This is a genomic window from Nonomuraea sp. NPDC049695 (assembly GCF_040674955.1).
In the GTDB taxonomy this organism is placed as follows: domain Bacteria; phylum Actinomycetota; class Actinomycetes; order Streptosporangiales; family Streptosporangiaceae; genus Nonomuraea; species Nonomuraea helvata.
The window spans coordinates 118,015-131,886 of record NZ_JBFANV010000001.1 but is presented as its reverse complement, the minus strand read 5'-3'; the positions used below and the strand labels follow the sequence as shown (position 1 = coordinate 131,886).

General features: G+C 70.9%; 15 protein-coding genes. 10 read left to right on the top strand and 5 right to left on the bottom strand.

The features are described 5' to 3' along the window. Window positions 1–16: 16 nt before the first annotated feature. The 3 genes from AB0J64_RS00505 to AB0J64_RS00495 are packed head-to-tail and all read left to right on the top strand — an operon-like array spanning window position 17 to window position 3,043. Window positions 17–787: a carbohydrate ABC transporter permease gene (locus AB0J64_RS00505; RefSeq protein WP_364019175.1), complete on the top strand. Its 771-nt coding sequence runs from the start codon at window positions 17–19 to the stop codon at window positions 785–787. Window positions 788–830: 43 nt separating this feature from the next. Next, the gene (locus AB0J64_RS00500) at window positions 831–1,802 is read left to right on the top strand and encodes a PmoA family protein (RefSeq protein WP_364018481.1); all 972 of its coding nucleotides are present in this window, start codon (window positions 831–833) and stop codon (window positions 1,800–1,802) included. Then, window positions 1,799–3,043 carry an ROK family transcriptional regulator gene (locus AB0J64_RS00495; RefSeq protein WP_364018479.1) on the top strand — a complete coding sequence of 415 codons (1,245 nt, stop codon included), beginning with the start codon at window positions 1,799–1,801 and terminating at the stop codon, window positions 3,041–3,043. Before AB0J64_RS00500 ends, AB0J64_RS00495 begins: the two co-directional genes overlap by 4 nt. A 249-nt stretch (window positions 3,044–3,292) precedes the next feature. Here AB0J64_RS00495 and bla read toward each other — a convergent pair whose 3' ends face one another. From bla to AB0J64_RS00480, 3 genes are all read right to left on the bottom strand, one after another. Beyond that, a complete protein-coding gene (bla, locus tag AB0J64_RS00490) occupies window positions 3,293–4,210 on the bottom strand; it encodes a class A beta-lactamase (RefSeq protein WP_364018477.1) in 918 nt (305 codons plus the stop codon). 96 nt (window positions 4,211–4,306) lie between these two features. Then, complete coding sequence (locus tag AB0J64_RS00485) at window positions 4,307–5,515, bottom strand: MFS transporter (protein ID WP_364018475.1); 1,209 nt, start codon at window positions 5,513–5,515, stop codon at window positions 4,307–4,309. Beyond that, the gene (locus tag AB0J64_RS00480) at window positions 5,508–6,113 is read right to left on the bottom strand and encodes a helix-turn-helix domain-containing protein (protein ID WP_364018473.1); all 606 of its coding nucleotides are present in this window, start codon (window positions 6,111–6,113) and stop codon (window positions 5,508–5,510) included. The genes AB0J64_RS00485 and AB0J64_RS00480 overlap by 8 nt, the downstream gene beginning before the upstream one ends. A 72-nt stretch (window positions 6,114–6,185) precedes the next feature. Here AB0J64_RS00480 and AB0J64_RS00475 point away from each other — a divergent pair, with 72 nt between their 5' ends. From AB0J64_RS00475 to AB0J64_RS00455, 5 genes are all read left to right on the top strand, one after another. Then, complete coding sequence (locus AB0J64_RS00475; protein WP_364018471.1) at window positions 6,186–6,575, top strand: hypothetical protein; 390 nt, start codon at window positions 6,186–6,188, stop codon at window positions 6,573–6,575. Window positions 6,576–6,621: 46 nt separating this feature from the next. Then, window positions 6,622–6,948 carry a DUF202 domain-containing protein gene (locus AB0J64_RS00470; protein ID WP_345002634.1) on the top strand — a complete coding sequence of 109 codons (327 nt, stop codon included), beginning with the start codon at window positions 6,622–6,624 and terminating at the stop codon, window positions 6,946–6,948. Between the two features lie 11 nt (window positions 6,949–6,959). Continuing rightward, window positions 6,960–7,376: a DUF202 domain-containing protein gene (locus AB0J64_RS00465; protein ID WP_364018468.1), complete on the top strand. Its 417-nt coding sequence runs from the start codon at window positions 6,960–6,962 to the stop codon at window positions 7,374–7,376. A gap of 51 nt (window positions 7,377–7,427) precedes the next feature. After that, the gene (locus AB0J64_RS00460) at window positions 7,428–7,757 is read left to right on the top strand and encodes a hypothetical protein (protein WP_364018466.1); all 330 of its coding nucleotides are present in this window, start codon (window positions 7,428–7,430) and stop codon (window positions 7,755–7,757) included. Window positions 7,758–7,868: 111 nt separating this feature from the next. Further along, window positions 7,869–8,291: a hypothetical protein gene (locus AB0J64_RS00455; protein WP_364018464.1), complete on the top strand. Its 423-nt coding sequence runs from the start codon at window positions 7,869–7,871 to the stop codon at window positions 8,289–8,291. A gap of 5 nt (window positions 8,292–8,296) precedes the next feature. Here the strand turns inward: AB0J64_RS00455 and AB0J64_RS00450 are convergent, their stop codons facing one another. Next, a complete protein-coding gene (locus AB0J64_RS00450; RefSeq protein ID WP_364018462.1) occupies window positions 8,297–10,126 on the bottom strand; it encodes an ABC transporter ATP-binding protein in 1,830 nt (609 codons plus the stop codon). Beyond that, window positions 10,123–11,904, bottom strand: a complete 1,782-nt coding sequence (locus AB0J64_RS00445) for an ABC transporter ATP-binding protein (RefSeq protein ID WP_364018460.1) — start codon at window positions 11,902–11,904, stop codon at window positions 10,123–10,125. Before AB0J64_RS00445 ends, AB0J64_RS00450 begins: the two co-directional genes overlap by 4 nt. Window positions 11,905–12,027: 123 nt before the next feature. On the opposite strand from AB0J64_RS00445, the gene AB0J64_RS00440 reads away from it, so the two are divergent. Together AB0J64_RS00440 and AB0J64_RS00435 are read left to right on the top strand one after the other, a co-directional pair. Beyond that, a complete protein-coding gene (locus AB0J64_RS00440; RefSeq protein ID WP_364018458.1) occupies window positions 12,028–13,353 on the top strand; it encodes an MFS transporter in 1,326 nt (441 codons plus the stop codon). After that, the gene (locus AB0J64_RS00435) at window positions 13,350–13,826 is read left to right on the top strand and encodes a nucleoside deaminase (protein ID WP_364018456.1); all 477 of its coding nucleotides are present in this window, start codon (window positions 13,350–13,352) and stop codon (window positions 13,824–13,826) included. Before AB0J64_RS00440 ends, AB0J64_RS00435 begins: the two co-directional genes overlap by 4 nt. Window positions 13,827–13,872 lie beyond the last annotated feature (46 nt).

The window sequence follows — 13,872 nt, the reverse complement described above, 5'->3', positions numbered from 1 at the left end:
CCTGGCCGGCGCGGTCATGCTGTACCCGCTGGCGTGGCTGGTCTCCAGCTCGCTCAAACCGAACGGGCTGATCTTCACCGACCTGTCGCTCTGGCCCTCCGAGTGGAGCCCGCGCAACTACTCCGACGGGTGGACGGCCCTCGAGCAGCCGTTCAGCGTCTACCTGGTCAACTCGTTCGTGATCGTCGTGCTGAGCATCATCGGGAACCTGGTGTCGTGCTCCCTGGCGGCGTACGGCTTCGCCCGGCTGAGGTTCACCGGGCGCAAGCTCTTCTTCACCCTGATGCTCGGCACCATGATGCTGCCCGGTCACGTGCTCCTCGTGCCGCAGTACATCGTCTTCGCCAAGCTGGGGTGGCTCAACACCTACTACCCGCTGCTCGTGCCCAACTTCCTGGCCACCAACGCCTTCTACATCTTCCTGATGGTGCAGTTCATGCGCGCCCTGCCCAAGGAGCTCGACGACGCCGCCCGCATCGACGGCTGCGGGCCGTTCCGCACCTTCTGGAAGGTGATCATGCCGCTGTGCATGCCCGCGTTCGCCACCACGGCGATCTTCACGTTCATCTCGGTGTGGAACGAGTTCTTCGGCCCGTTGATCTACCTGACCGACTCGGAGCTGTACACCGTGCCCCTGGCCCTGCGGCAGTTCATCGACTCCGAGGGGCAGTCGCAGTGGGGGCAGATGTTCGCCATGTCGTTCCTGTCCCTCGCACCCGTGATCGGGTTCTTCATCGCCGGTCAGAAATACCTGGTCAAGGGCATCGCCACCACCGGGCTGAAGTAGGGGAAGGTACGCCCGCCGATCTTGAAACCGAGGAATCCGGGAAGTGTCGTACGCTCAAGAAGCACAGCGATCCTGGGGAGAGATCCTCGGCCTGGTCGAGGCCAAGAGAGGCGGCGACACGCCCATGCACGCTCCCGGCGTACAGCCCGCGCACGCCGACCGGCGGCGAGGCGTCGCCGTGCTGCGGCTGCACGGGCGCGACGTCGCCCAGTACGTCTGGGAGCCGGACCTGCCGCTGTCCGCCTCCCCGCGCCCGTACCTGCATCCCGTCCGCACGCTGGCCGGCGTGACCGTCACCGACGCGGCCCCCGACTCGCACCCCCACCAGTTCGGCATCAGCGTGGCCGCCCCCGACCTCGACGGGCGCAACTTCTGGGGCGGGCGCACCTTCGTCGCCGGCCACGGCCCGGCCTGGCTCGACAACCACGGCACGCAGCGCCATCGACGGTGGCTGCGCCGTACGAACACCGCGCTGCACCACGCCCTCGACTGGACCGGCCCGCGTGAGACGACGCTGCTGCGGGAGCAGCGGTCGATCACCTGCCGGTGGGTGAACGAGACCGCGTGGGCGCTGGGCATCCGCACCCGGCTCACCAACGCGACCGACCGGCCGCTGCCGTGGCGCACCCCGGCGGCGCTGGGCCGGGTCGGCGCCGGCTACGGCGGCGTCTTCTGGCGCGGCCCCGCCGTCGCCGGCGCCGCCCAGGTGCTCAGTCCGGTGGGCTCCGGCGTCCAGAGCGTCCACGGACGCACCGCCGCCTGGGTCGCCGTCACCGGCGCCGACCGCCTCTGGACAGTGCTCTTCACCTCCGCGGACGAGAACACCGCGCGGGACCGATGGTTCGTCCGGGCCCGCGACTACCTCGGTGTGTGCTCGTCGCTCGCCTGGGACGAGCCGCTGGTCCTGGAGCCCGGCGAGACCGTCGACAGGCACGTCGTCGCCGTGGTGATCGACGGCGACATCTCCGCCGCCACGGCCGCCGAGCTCGCCGACGGCGCCCGGTCGGCCGCATGACGGCGCATGTCCGGCCGAGCAGCCCCCGGCAGCCGGAGCAACCCGTACGCCAGGAGAACCTGCGCACGCTCAACCTTGAGCTCGTCTTCCGCCACATCGTCTCCGCCGCGGGGCCCATCTCCCGCACCGAGCTCGCCACGCTCACCGGCCTGACCCGCCCCACCATCACCCGCATCGCCGAGGAGCTCCTGGCCGGCCACCTCATCACCGAGGCCGGTCTGTCCCACAACGGGCGCGCGGGCCGCCCCCGCGTCGGTCTGACGCTCTCCGAGAAGGGGCCCGCCGGCCTCGGCCTCGACATCCGCGCGGACGGCCTGGCGGCCTGCGTGGTCGACCTCACCGGCACCGTGCGCCACATGGCGTTCGACCCCGCGACCTACTCCGGACGGGGCGCTCCCGACGTGGTCGCGCACCTGGCCCGCATGGCGCGGGCCGCGATCGACGCCATCGTGGCCGAGGACCTCACCGTCGTGACCGCGACCCTCGCCGTCCCGGGGCCCGTGCAGGCCGGCACCGTGCAGTCCGCACCCGAGCTCGGCTGGCGCGGCGTCGACGCCCAGGCCCTGCTGCGCGCCGCCCTCCATCCCGTCGACCTCCCGATCACCGTCGAGAACGAAGCCAACCTGGCCGCCCTCGGCGAGCTCTACGCCAGCGACAACAGGCTCGACAGCTTCGTCTACGTCTCGGGCGGGCTCGGCATCGGCGCGGGGATCGTCCTGGACGGACGGCTCATGCGCGGCGCCCGCGGCTGGAGCGGCGAGCTCGGCCACGTGGCCGTCTACCCCGACGGCGACGCCTGCCCGTGCGGCTCGCGCGGCTGCCTGGAGGCGTACGCCAGCCTCCAGGCCATCCTCGGCGACGAGGCCGCGCCCGCCGGCACCACCCCCGACGCCGCCGTCACCGGCCGGGCCGAAGCGGGCGATCCCGCCACCATCGCCGCGCTCGACACCGCCGGCACCGCGCTGGGCATCGCCCTGGCCGACATGCTCAACATCCTCGACATCGACACCGTCCTGCTGGGCGGCAGCTTCGCCCTCCTGGCGTCCTGGCTCACCGCCAACGCCAGAGCCGAGATCGACCGGCGCGTCCTGACGGCCGCCTGGGCGCCCATCACCGTCCGGCCCGCCCTGCTCGGCCCGGACGCCGCCGTCATCGGCGCCGCCCTGACCTCCATCGACCAGATCCGCCGGCATCCGACCGCCTGGCTCGCCCGCCAACCGGCCCATTCGGCGGCGCCCTGAGGCCACCATTGTCGTGCGATTCCCCACGCTCCGCGCACCGGCCACGTCCCGGTCGGTGATCCCCGCGCGGAAGCAGGACGCCTATCCCGGGCCGGCCGTCGTCGTGTGGGACGGCAAGGCAGGCGACGGGCCCGGCGACCCCCGGGCCCGGATCATCGACCCCACTGTCCTGATCCCGCGCGACTCCTGGCGCCTCACCCGGACTCGGCGCGCCCGCCCGTACGCAGCCGTGACGCGTGAGGCGTGCCGTCAGAGTTTGCCGAGGCCGCGGGCCAGGATGGTGGCGGTGCGGGCGAGCGCCGTGTCGTCACCGGCCTCGCCGGCGGCCCGGTTGGTGTAGACCGCCATGATGATGGGGGCGGCGTCCTTGGCGGGCCAGACGACCGCGATGTCGTTCGCGCCGCCGAACGCCGAGTTCGTGCCGGTCTTGTCCCCGACCGTCCAGGTCTTGGGCAGGCCGGCGCGGATGCGGGCGTCACCCGTCTTGGTCGCGAGCAGCCAGGCGTTGAGCTGCTCCCGGTCCTTGGCGTCGAGCGCGTTCCCGGTCGTGACCGCACGCAGGTCGCGGGCGATGGCCGCGGGCGTGGTGGTGTCGCGCTTGTCCTTGGGCGTCCAGTCGTTCAGCTCGGTCTCCCAGCGGTCCAGGCGGGAGATCGGGTCCTTGAGCGTCCGGAAGTACCGGGTCAGCCCGGCCGGTCCGCCGAGCTGCTTGAGCACCATGTTGCCCGCGGTGTTGTCGCTCAGGGTGATGGCCGCCTCGCACAGCTGGCCGACCGTCAGCCCGTCCTTCACGTGCTTCTCGGTGGTGGGGGAGTTCGGCTTGACCTCGTCGGCCGTCCAGTGCACGACCTTGTCCATCAGCCCCGGCTCGGAGGTGCGCGCCTTCTGCAGCACGGCCGCGCAGGCCATCGCCTTGAACGTGGACAGCAGCGGGAAACGTTCGCCCGACCGGTACGCGATCGTCTTCCCGGTGGCGGTGTCGATGGCGTACGCGCCGATGCGGCCCTTGAAGGAGACCTCCAGCGCGCGCAGCTCCTTGCGGGCCTGGGCCTCGCCGGAGAGCACCTGCACCGAGGTCCCGGCGTAGGCCGCGCCCGCCGGGAGGGCGCCGCCCGCCAGGAAGGAGATCGTCAACGTGGTCACGGCCGTGAGGCGGCGGTTGCGCATGCTCTGTCCTTGCTGTCGTCCGTCAGTGGGCAAGGAGCAAAGCAGATGTGATCACGTCGTGTCTAATAGCGATATCGCGAAGGGATCGATATCGGCTCACGCATGATCCCAGGTCAGAACCATGATGCCGGCGGCGATGAGCCCGGCGGCGTGCAGGCACAGCGCGGGCACCACGCCGATCGTCCCGCCGAGCATCCCGGCCAGCACCATGCCGGTCAGCGCGGTGGCCGCCTGGGCGCTGCCCAGGATCCCGAACACGCTTCCCCGGCGGTCATCACCCGCGACGCTCTGGGCCAGCGTGGTGAACCCGGCCATCGCGGCCGCCGCGGGCACCCCGGCCAGGCCGATCAGCACCAGCGCTGGCCAGAGCGCCGGCACCGCCAGCGGGTACGCGAACAGGGCCAGATCCATCACCCCGAACACGACCGTCGCGCCGCCCAGCAGCACTCGCGGGGCGGCGCGGCCGGGATGGAGGGCGACCACGAGCCCGCCGGCGATCCCGCCCACCGCCTGCACGGACAGGAACAGCCCGTACGCGCCGCCGTCGCCCCCGAGCACATCGGAGACGAAGGGCGCCGCGAGCGTGGCGAAGATCCCCTCGCCCAGCCCTGTGATCACCATGTACGCCACCAGCAGGCGAACTCCCGCGTCCCGCGTGGCCAGACGCAGCCCGGCGATCCACTGCCCGCCCATCGTCGCCGCTCTGGCGGGGCGTCCGGGCGTACGGAGGGTGGCCTGGAGCATCGCGGAGATCAGGAAGCTCGCCACGTCGATCAGGACGACCGCGGCCAGTCCTCCGGCGCTGACGGCGACGCCGCCCAGCATCGCGCCCAGCAGGCGGGCGACCTGACCGGTCTGGCCGTGCAGGGCGTTGGCCCGTACCAGCTCGGAGTCCGCCACGACCTGGGGCAGGAGCGCCTTCTGCGCGGGTGCGAGCACCGTGCTCAGGACGCCGGTCCAGAGGGCGACGGCGTACACGATCCACACCTGGTCCGGCTCGCGTACGGTGAGCAGGGGCAGCAGGCCGAGCGCGAGCAGCACGTCGGTGACGACCAGCAGCCGGCGGCGGTCCCACCGGTCGGCCAGCACCCCGGCCACGGAGCCGAGCACCACGTCGGGCAGCCGCGAGGCCAACAGCATGATCGCGGTGGACAGCGTCGAGCCGGTGAGGCGGTAGACGTGGAAGGCCAGCCCGGTGCCGACCACCCAGTCGCCGCTCTGCGAGATCAGCCCGGCGACGAGTAATCGCCGGTAATCCCGGTTGCCGCCCAGCATCGCCCGGATGCCGGGCCGGGTCTCAGTCACCGGAGCCGGTGGGTGGGAGGGGGACGACCAGCTGGGTCAGGAGCACCGGCCGGGCGTCCACCGGCCGTGCCGAGGGGTCGTCGACGCGCGACATCAGCGGTCCCAGCAGCTCCGCGATGGCGGCGCCCACCGCCGTCAGCTCGTCCGGCGTGGCGTAGAGGTACGCGTTGCCCACGCCGCCGATCCGCCGCCAGGCCTCGGGCTCGTCGGGGCGCCGCTGCTGCCACTCGACCAGCCGCGACAGGGCCCGCTCGGCGATGACCTGCTCCAGCAGGCTCCGGGCGGCCGCCTGCTCCGGTGCCGTCGCGCCGTCGTCCCACTCCTGGACGGTCTCGGTCACCTTCCACGGCCGCTCGCGCTCGTCCCTGGCCTCGGCCTGCTCCACGAAGCCGTACTTGGCCAGTTGCCGCAGGTGGTACGAGGCCAGCGCCTGGCTGACGCCGACCTCCCGCCCGGCCTCGGCGGCGGTCATGGCGCCCGACCTGAGCAGCAGCTCGTGCAGCGCCAGCCGCACCGGATGTGCGAAGGCCCGCATCGCCGCCGCGTCGTCGAGCAGCCGCCGCGAAGACCCCGAGGGCGGCGAAGATTCCAAAGACATGCTTGGAATCCTCGATCGCCGACGGAGAAGATGTCAAGGGAACCTTTGGAATGCGTTGGGTAGGGTCGAATCATGCGACTCCTCAAGAGCCGGTTCTTTCCCCTGACAGCCTTTGCCGCGTGCGTCCTCGTCGCCGGATGCGGCGAGGTCAACAACACCATCGACAAGGCGCAGGCCTGCCTCGAAGCCCCGAAGATCGTCACAGAGCTGGCCGCCCAGGTCACCAAGCTCACCGACGACCCCAAGGCCATGGACAAGGCCATCGACGACGCCGCGGCCAAGCTCAACGGCGTCGCCGACAAGGCCGCCAACACCACGCTCAAAGAGGCCTCCGACGACCTGGCCAAGACGTTGAGCAGCATCAGCGTCAAGGACGTCAACGACGCCGTGGACGCGGCCCAGAAGGTCGGCACCGAGAGCGCGGCCTACGTGGAGAAGGTGGCCAAGGCCTGCGGCAGCTGAATCCCGGCTTCTCTAGGGGAAAAGGGGACGAACTAGCGTTTGTCCCATGGAACCCGACCCGCGTTTCACCTTGGCCAACGAACGGACCTTCCTCACCTGGCTGAGCACGGCGCTGGCACTCAGCGCGGGTGGAGTGGCGATGGCGGCGGTGCCGCCGCACGTGTTCGTGCCGTGGATCCGTACGGCGCTGGCCGTCATACTCGTGACGCTCTCCGCGCTGGCCGCGGGCATGGCGTACCCGCGCTGGCGGCACATCCAGCGCGCGCTGCGCCAGCAGGCGCCGCTGCCGCCGCCCGCGCTGGCGGCCGTCTTCGGGTACGGCGTGGCGGCGGTGGCGGTGATCGCCCTGATTCTGATCATCCTGGCAGCCTGAGCGCCATCGGGATGGCGCCGGAAAAGGAGATCACCGGCAGGGCGCCGGAAAAGGAGATCACCGGCAGGGCGCCGGAAAAGGAGACGGCCAAGGTGGCGCCGGAGAAGGAGATCTGGGACAGCGGGCTGCAGAGTGAGCGGACCCGGCTGGCCTGGGTGCGCACGGCCGTCGCGCTGTGCACTGGCGGCCTCGGTGCGGCCGGCCTGTCGCTCAGGCAGGGCCTGCCCCTGCCCGCCGCCGCGGCCTTCGCGCTGGCCGCGCTCTGCGGCAGCCTGCTGCTCATCAGGACCGGGGCGCGGTGGCGCCGCGTGCAGGAGGCCCTGCACGGCGGCAGGCCCCTGGACCCCGGCCTCGATGTGTTCCTCGCCTGGCTCGGCACGATGAGCGTGGTGGCGGGCGCCTTCACTTTTGTGTTCGTGGTTCGGTGACACGGGTTGCGAGATCCGGACAAATAGGCACAAACTCAAAAGGGTAAGGGGGTGACCTCGTTGGAGGAAGAACGCAGGAACGTACCATTCGAGTGCCGTGGTTGCTGGCACGTCTGGGAAGAGGAGTACCTCGTCAGGCACTTCAGTGATCGTCACGGAAACGAGTGCCAGATCTGGCTGCGCGGCGGGCTGCCCGTGCTGCCGCCGTCGCCGGGCGCCGTCATCTGCCCGCGCTGCGGGAGTCAGCAGGCCACGACGTTCCCGGACGGCTATCTGGCGCGCCATCCGGAGCTGATCCCGCCGGCCCACCCACCGGTGCCCGACGACACGCCGCTGCGCAGCCCGGTCAAGTATCCGCTCTTCTATGAACGAGTAACCTGACACTTGGTGAGCATTTCATAACGGCAAGTGTCATAAAGCCCCGTCTTGCGGCGCCGCGGGACTCGGCGGACACTCAGGATCGGACGGCGATCTGAAGCCGGGGGTGGTCCTGTGGCCGATAAGTTCGAGACCCGCGAGGCGTGGCCTTTCGAATGCCTGTGTTGCCTGTACGTCTGGGAAGAGGATTTCGTCGTCAGACACCTCACCGACGTCCACGGCAACGACGTAGAGATCTGGCTCAGCTCAGGAGTGGCGGTGCAGCCGCCCTGGTCGGGCACCTGCTGCCCGCACTGCGGCGCGTACCGCGTCACTTCCTTCCCCTCGGGGTACCTGGCGCGACATCCGGAGCTCGTGCCCGACCCCGCGCCGGAGCCCGCGCCGGTCTTCGCGCCGGCGGCCGGGCGGCCGGGCAGGGTGTCCGCGTCGCGGACGAACCTGCCCGGCCGGTTATTGGTCGCGCTCGGGGTGCCGCTGGCGATGTTCGTCGGCTATGAGCTGTACGCGAACACCCTGGCCGTGGCGCACCACCACTAGGGCTCTCAGCTGAGACTCTCCAGCCAAGCCCGGTGCAGCCCGGCGAACCGGCCCGAGGCGGCGACGAGCTGGTCCGGCGGCCCGTCCTCGACGATCTCGCCCCGGTCCATCACCAGCACCCGGTCGGCGATCTCCACCGTCGAGAGCCGGTGCGCGATGATCAGCGCCGTCCGGTCGGCCAGGATCGTCCTGAGCGCGCGCTGCACCAGCCGCTCGCTCGGCACGTCGAGGCTCGAGGTGGCCTCGTCCAGGATCAGCACGGCCGGATCGGCGAGGAAGGCCCTGGCGAAGGCGACGAGCTGGCGCTGACCGGCCGACATGCGGCCGCCGCGCTTGCCCACCTCGGTGTCGTAGCCGTCGGGCAGGCTCGAGATGAAGTCGTGCGCGCCGATCGCCTTGGCCGCCTCGCGTATCTCCCGGTCGGTGGCGTCCGGCCGGCCGAACCTGATGTTGTCGGCGACCGTACCACTGAACAGGAAGTTCTCCTGCGTCACCATGACCACGGCCTGGCGCAGGGTCGGCTCGTCCAGCGTGCGCAGATCGACACCGTCGAGCAGCACGCGGCCGTCGGTGGGGTCGTAGAAGCGGGAGATCAGCTTGGCCAGCGTCGTCTTGCCCGCGCCCGTCGCCCCGACCAGCGCCACGCTCTGCCCGGCCGGGACGGTCAGGTCGAGGTGGGGCAGGATCGGCATCTCCTCGACGTAGGCGAACCTGACGCCCTCGAAGCGCACCTTGCCGCGCGCCCTGCCCTGCGGCAGCGCCGTGGGCTTGCGCGGCTCCGGCACGGAGGGCTCCTCCTCCAGCACGCCCGACAGCTTCTCCAGCGCCGCGCCGGCGGACTGGAGCGTGTTGTAGAACTGGCTGATCTCCTGCATCGGCTCGTAGAACTGCCGCAGGTAGAGCAGGAACGCGGCCAGCACGCCGACCGTGACCTCCTGGTTGAAGGCCAGGTAGCCGCCGTAGATGAGCACGCCGCCGACCGTCATGTTGCCGATCAGCTTGATGCCGGGCATGAAGACCGCGATGAGCTGCATGCTCCGGGCGTTCGCGTCGCGGTAGTCGTCGTTGAGCTGCTGGAAGATCTCCTGGTTACGCGGCTCCCTGCGGAAGGCCTGCACCGCGCGGATGCCGGTCATCGACTCCACGAAGTGCACGATCACCAGGGCCACCGTCTCCCGCGTACGCCGGTAGACGATCGCCGACTGCCGCCTGAACCACCTGGTGAACAGCAGCAGCAGCGGCAGCGGGATCAGCGCCACCAGGCCCAGGTGGACGTCCAGCACCAGCAGCAGCGCCGCCGTGCCGAACATCGTCAGCACCGCCGTCACCAGCCCGTCGAAGCCCGACTGGAGCAGCTCGGCGATGGCCTCGATGTCGGAGGTGAGCCGGGAGATGACCCGGCCGGAGGTGTACTTCTCGTGGAAGCTCAGCGACAGCCGCTGGAAGTGGTCGAACACCCTCCTGCGCAGCTCCAGCAGGATGCTCTGGCCGATCTTCCCCGACAGCCGCAGGAACGCCTGCCTGGTCAGCGCCTGCGTCACCGCGGCGGCCAGGATGACCCCGACCACCGTCAGCAGCGTGGCGGGGCCGCTGCCGCGCAGCATCGGCGGGATGCCCGCGTCGATGCCCACCTTGACCAGGTAGGGGATCGCGAGCCCCGCCAGGTTGGAGACGATGATGATCGCCGTCAGCAGCGCGATCTGCTTCCGGTACGGCGAGAGCAGGTCGCCCAGCAGCCTGCGGGAACGTTCCCGCAGCAGGACGGAGACCTTCTCCGACAGCTCGTCCTGGTCCTCGGAGGCGACGCCGCGCCAGTCGGTCGTGGTGGCGGTCAACGCAGCGCTCCTTCCGTGGGGTCGAAGTCGGCGTCCTGCGCGAGCAGCTCCCGGTACTCGGGCACCTCGGTCAGCAGCTCGTTGTGGTGGCCGACGTGCGTGATCGTGCCGTCGCGCAGCAGCGCCACCTTGTCGGCGAGCAGCACGGTGGAGGCCCGGTGGGCCACCACGATGCCGGTGGCGTCACGCAGCACGTGGCGCAGCGCCTCCTCCACCAGCGCCTCGGTCTCGACGTCGAGCGCGGACAGGGTGTCGTCGAGCACGAGGATCCGCGGCTTGCTCAGCACGGCCCTGGCCAGGGCGAGCCGCTGCCGCTGGCCGCCGGAGAGCGACAGGCCCTGCTCGCCGATGCGGGTGTCGAGGCCCCACGGCAGGTCGTACACGAACATCGCCTGCGCGGTCTGGATGGCCGCGGCCAGCTCCTCCTCGGTGGCGTCGAGCCGGCCGAGGGTGAGGTTCTCGCGCACGCTCATCGAGAACAGCGTGGGCTCCTCGAACGCGGTGGCCACCACGGAGCGCAGGGTGGGCAGGGTCAGGTCGCGCACGTCGTGGCCGTCGATCGTGACGCGCCCCTCGGTGGGGTCGATCAGCCGGGGCACCAGCGCGGTCAGCGTGGTCTTGCCCGAGCCGGTCGCGCCCACGATGGCGACCGTCTCACCGGGCCGCACGTCCAGCCAGACGTCGCGCAGCACGGGCCGGTCGGAGCCGGGGAAGTGGAACCCGACGCCCTCGAAGCGCAGGTGGCCGCGCGGCCTGTCGACGGTCTCCGCGCCGCCCTCGATGGACGGCACGGTGTCCATGACCTCCATGACGCGGTCGGCGGAGGTCATGGCCTCCTGGGCCATGGCCAGGATGTAGCCGAGGCTCGCGATCGGCCAGACCAGCTGCAGCATCAGCGTCGTGAACGCGACCAGCCCGCCCAGCGTGAGATCCCCGGACCCGACGGCCAGCGCGCCGAGCAGCAGCACCAGGGCGAGCGTGATGTTGGGGATGACCTCGAGGAAGGCGAAGAACTTCGCCGACAGGCGCACCTTGTCCATCGAGGTGCCGTAGACCTTTCGCGCGGCGTCGTCGTAGGTGTCGTAGACGTGGTGACGGCGGCCGAACGCCTTGATCGTCCGGATGCCGATGGCCGACTCCTCGACGAGCGTGGCGAGGTCGCCCTGCTCGTCCTGGACCTGGCGGGAGACCTTGATGTAGCGCTTCTCGAAGCGGAGGGAGGTCCACACGATCGGCACGGCCGAGGCCGCGACGAGCAGGCCCAGCGGCCAGTACTTGTTCAGCAGCAGCACGGTCACCGTGATCAGCTGGAGCACGTTCATGACCAGGAAGAGCATGCCGAAGCCGAGGAAACGGCGGATGGTGGACAGGTCGGTCGTGGCCCGCGACAGCAACTGGCCGGACTGCCAGTCACCGTGGAATCCCATCGGCAGGCGCTGCAGGTGTTCGTAGAGGTCGTCTCGGATGCGGGTCTCGAGCCCCAGCACGGGCGTGATCTGCGACCAGCGCCTGAAGAAGATCAGGAACGCTTCGACGGCGCCCACGCCGAGCGCCAGCAGCCCGAGCGGGAGTAACGCTCCGTGATCGCCATGGAGGATCGGGCCGTCGATGACCTTCTCGCTGACGAGGGGCATGGAGATCCCGGCGGCGATCGTGACGATGGCGGCCAGCCAGATGAGGATCAGCCTGACGGCGTACGGGCGGAGGTAGGACTTCATCCGCCACAGGGAGTTGGAGGAGAGCAGGGGACGACGAGGTATGTGCGTATCGGGAGGCATCCCTTCTAGGCTAATACGTCGGATCAACCGATTTTCAGTAGCCTCGGCGCGAGGTTTTCTCTCCGTGACGTGCGGAAATAGTGAAACATCATGAATTTTCGGAGGACCGCTACCTTTGTTGTGATGTGTGCAGGAATCTTCTTCGTCCTGCTCGACGTCACCATCGTGAACGTGGCCCTGCCCGCCATCGGACGCGGCACGGGGGCCCCGCACCTCGCCGACCTCCAGTGGGTGGTCGACGCCTACCAGCTCACGCTCGCCGGCCTGCTGCTGGCCGGCGGCACGCTCGGCGACCGGTACGGGCACAAGCGCATCGTCACCGCCGGTTTCATCGTCTTCGGCCTGGCCTCCGCGGCCTGCGCGCTCTCCCCGGGGATCGGGCCGCTCGTGGCCGCCCGCGTGGTGCAGGGGATGGGCGCCGCCCTCCTCCTGCCCGGCACCCTGGCCGTGATCACCCGCCTGTACGCCGACCGCGAGGAGCAGGCGCGGGCCATCGGCGCCTGGGCCGCGATCGGCAGCCTGGCGCTGCCCGCAGGGCCGGTGCTCGGCGGCCTTCTGGTCGAGCTGGCCGGCTGGCCGTGGGTGTTCTGGATCAACGTGCCGGTCATCGCCGCGGTGGTCGCCGTGATCCTGCGCATGGTGGAGGAGGACGAGCCCGCGCCGCGCCGGCTGGACGTGCCCGGCGTGCTGCTCGGGACGGCGATGCTCGCGCTGGTCACCTTCGCCGTCATCGAGGCGGGCCGGGCCGGGCTCGGCTCCTGGATGGTGATCGTGGCGGCCGTCGCGGCGCTGGCCGCGGGCGTGGCGTTCGTGATCGTCGAGCACCGCCGCGAGGAGCCCGTACTGCCCCTGCCGCTCCTGCGCAGGCGGCCCATCGCGGTCAGCACGGCCGTGGCCGCGACCATGAACTTCGGCATCAACGGCGTCATGCTCCTGTTCACCCTCTACCTGCAGACGGTCCGCGACCGCACCCCGATCGAGGCGGGGCTGTCGCTGCTGCCCCTCTTCCTCCCGCTGGTCCTGCTGCCCGCCCAGGCGGGCAAGGTCGCAGGCAGGCGCGGCCCGGCCCCGGTCATGCTCGCGGGCCTGGCCCTGCTGGTGGCAGGCTTCGCGCTGCTGCTGCCGCTCCGCGCGGATTCCGGATTCATCACGCTGTTCGCGGCCATGGCGGTGATCGGTGTGGGTGCGGCCCTGCTCACCCCCAGCGTGGTGGCCCTGGCCATGGGCGCGGCCCCCGACGGCAGGGAGGGGCTGACCAGCGCGCTGAACAACACCGCCAGGAAGGCGGGCGGCGCGGTCGGCGTCGCCGCGCTCGGCGCCATCGCGGGCGACCCGGCGCGGCCTCCGGCGTTCGTGTCAGGGATCCATCACGCGGCCGTCGTGGCGGCGGTGGCCTACTGCTGCGCGGCCGTGCTCACCTTCACCACCTCTAGAATGAGTGCCTCATGATCATGGATTCGGAAATGCCGCACCTGCGGCGCTGTGTCGAACTGGCCACCCGGGCGCTGGAAATAGGCGACGAGCCGTTCGGCTCGGTGCTGGTCTCGGGCGACGGGACCGTCCTGGCCGAGGACCACAACCGGGTGGCCTCGGGCGACAACACCCAGCACCCCGAGTTCGCCCTGGCCCGCTGGTCGGCCGCGCACCTGACACCCGCCGAGCGGGCGGCCGCCACCGTCTACACCTCGGGCGAGCACTGCCCGATGTGCGCCGCCGCCCACGCCTGGGTGGGGCTGGGCCGCATCGTGTACGTGTCGTCGTCGGAGCAGCTCGCCTCGTGGCTGTCGGAGCTCGGCGCCCCGCAGCCGCCCGTACGCACGCTCCCGATCAACGAGGTCGCCCCCGGCGTGCTGGTCGAGGGCCCGGTGCCGGAGCTGGCCGAGGAGGTGCGCGAGCTGCACCGCCGCAGCTTCCTCAGCTGACGGCGTATGCCGTTTTACCTGGGGTTTGTTCGGTCCGTGGCACAGT

What these genes read in the sequence shown, in the direction of transcription:
- AB0J64_RS00470 (WP_345002634.1), top strand. Translation starts at nt 6,622, where the DNA reads ATGGAACCCGACCCGCGTTTCACCTTGGCCAACGAACGGACCTTCCTC.
- AB0J64_RS00505 (WP_364019175.1), top strand. Translation starts at nt 17, where the DNA reads ATGCTGTACCCGCTGGCGTGGCTGGTCTCCAGCTCGCTCAAACCGAAC.
- AB0J64_RS00480 (WP_364018473.1), bottom strand. Translation starts at nt 6,113, where the DNA reads ATGTCTTTGGAATCTTCGCCGCCCTCGGGGTCTTCGCGGCGGCTGCTC.
- AB0J64_RS00445 (WP_364018460.1), bottom strand. Translation starts at nt 11,904, where the DNA reads ATGCCTCCCGATACGCACATACCTCGTCGTCCCCTGCTCTCCTCCAAC.
- AB0J64_RS00465 (WP_364018468.1), top strand. Translation starts at nt 6,960, where the DNA reads ATGGCGCCGGAAAAGGAGATCACCGGCAGGGCGCCGGAAAAGGAGATC.
- AB0J64_RS00495 (WP_364018479.1), top strand. Translation starts at nt 1,799, where the DNA reads ATGACGGCGCATGTCCGGCCGAGCAGCCCCCGGCAGCCGGAGCAACCC.
- bla (WP_364018477.1), bottom strand. Translation starts at nt 4,210, where the DNA reads ATGCGCAACCGCCGCCTCACGGCCGTGACCACGTTGACGATCTCCTTC.
- AB0J64_RS00440 (WP_364018458.1), top strand. Translation starts at nt 12,028, where the DNA reads ATGTGTGCAGGAATCTTCTTCGTCCTGCTCGACGTCACCATCGTGAAC.
- AB0J64_RS00435 (WP_364018456.1), top strand. Translation starts at nt 13,350, where the DNA reads ATGATCATGGATTCGGAAATGCCGCACCTGCGGCGCTGTGTCGAACTG.
- AB0J64_RS00475 (WP_364018471.1), top strand. Translation starts at nt 6,186, where the DNA reads ATGCGACTCCTCAAGAGCCGGTTCTTTCCCCTGACAGCCTTTGCCGCG.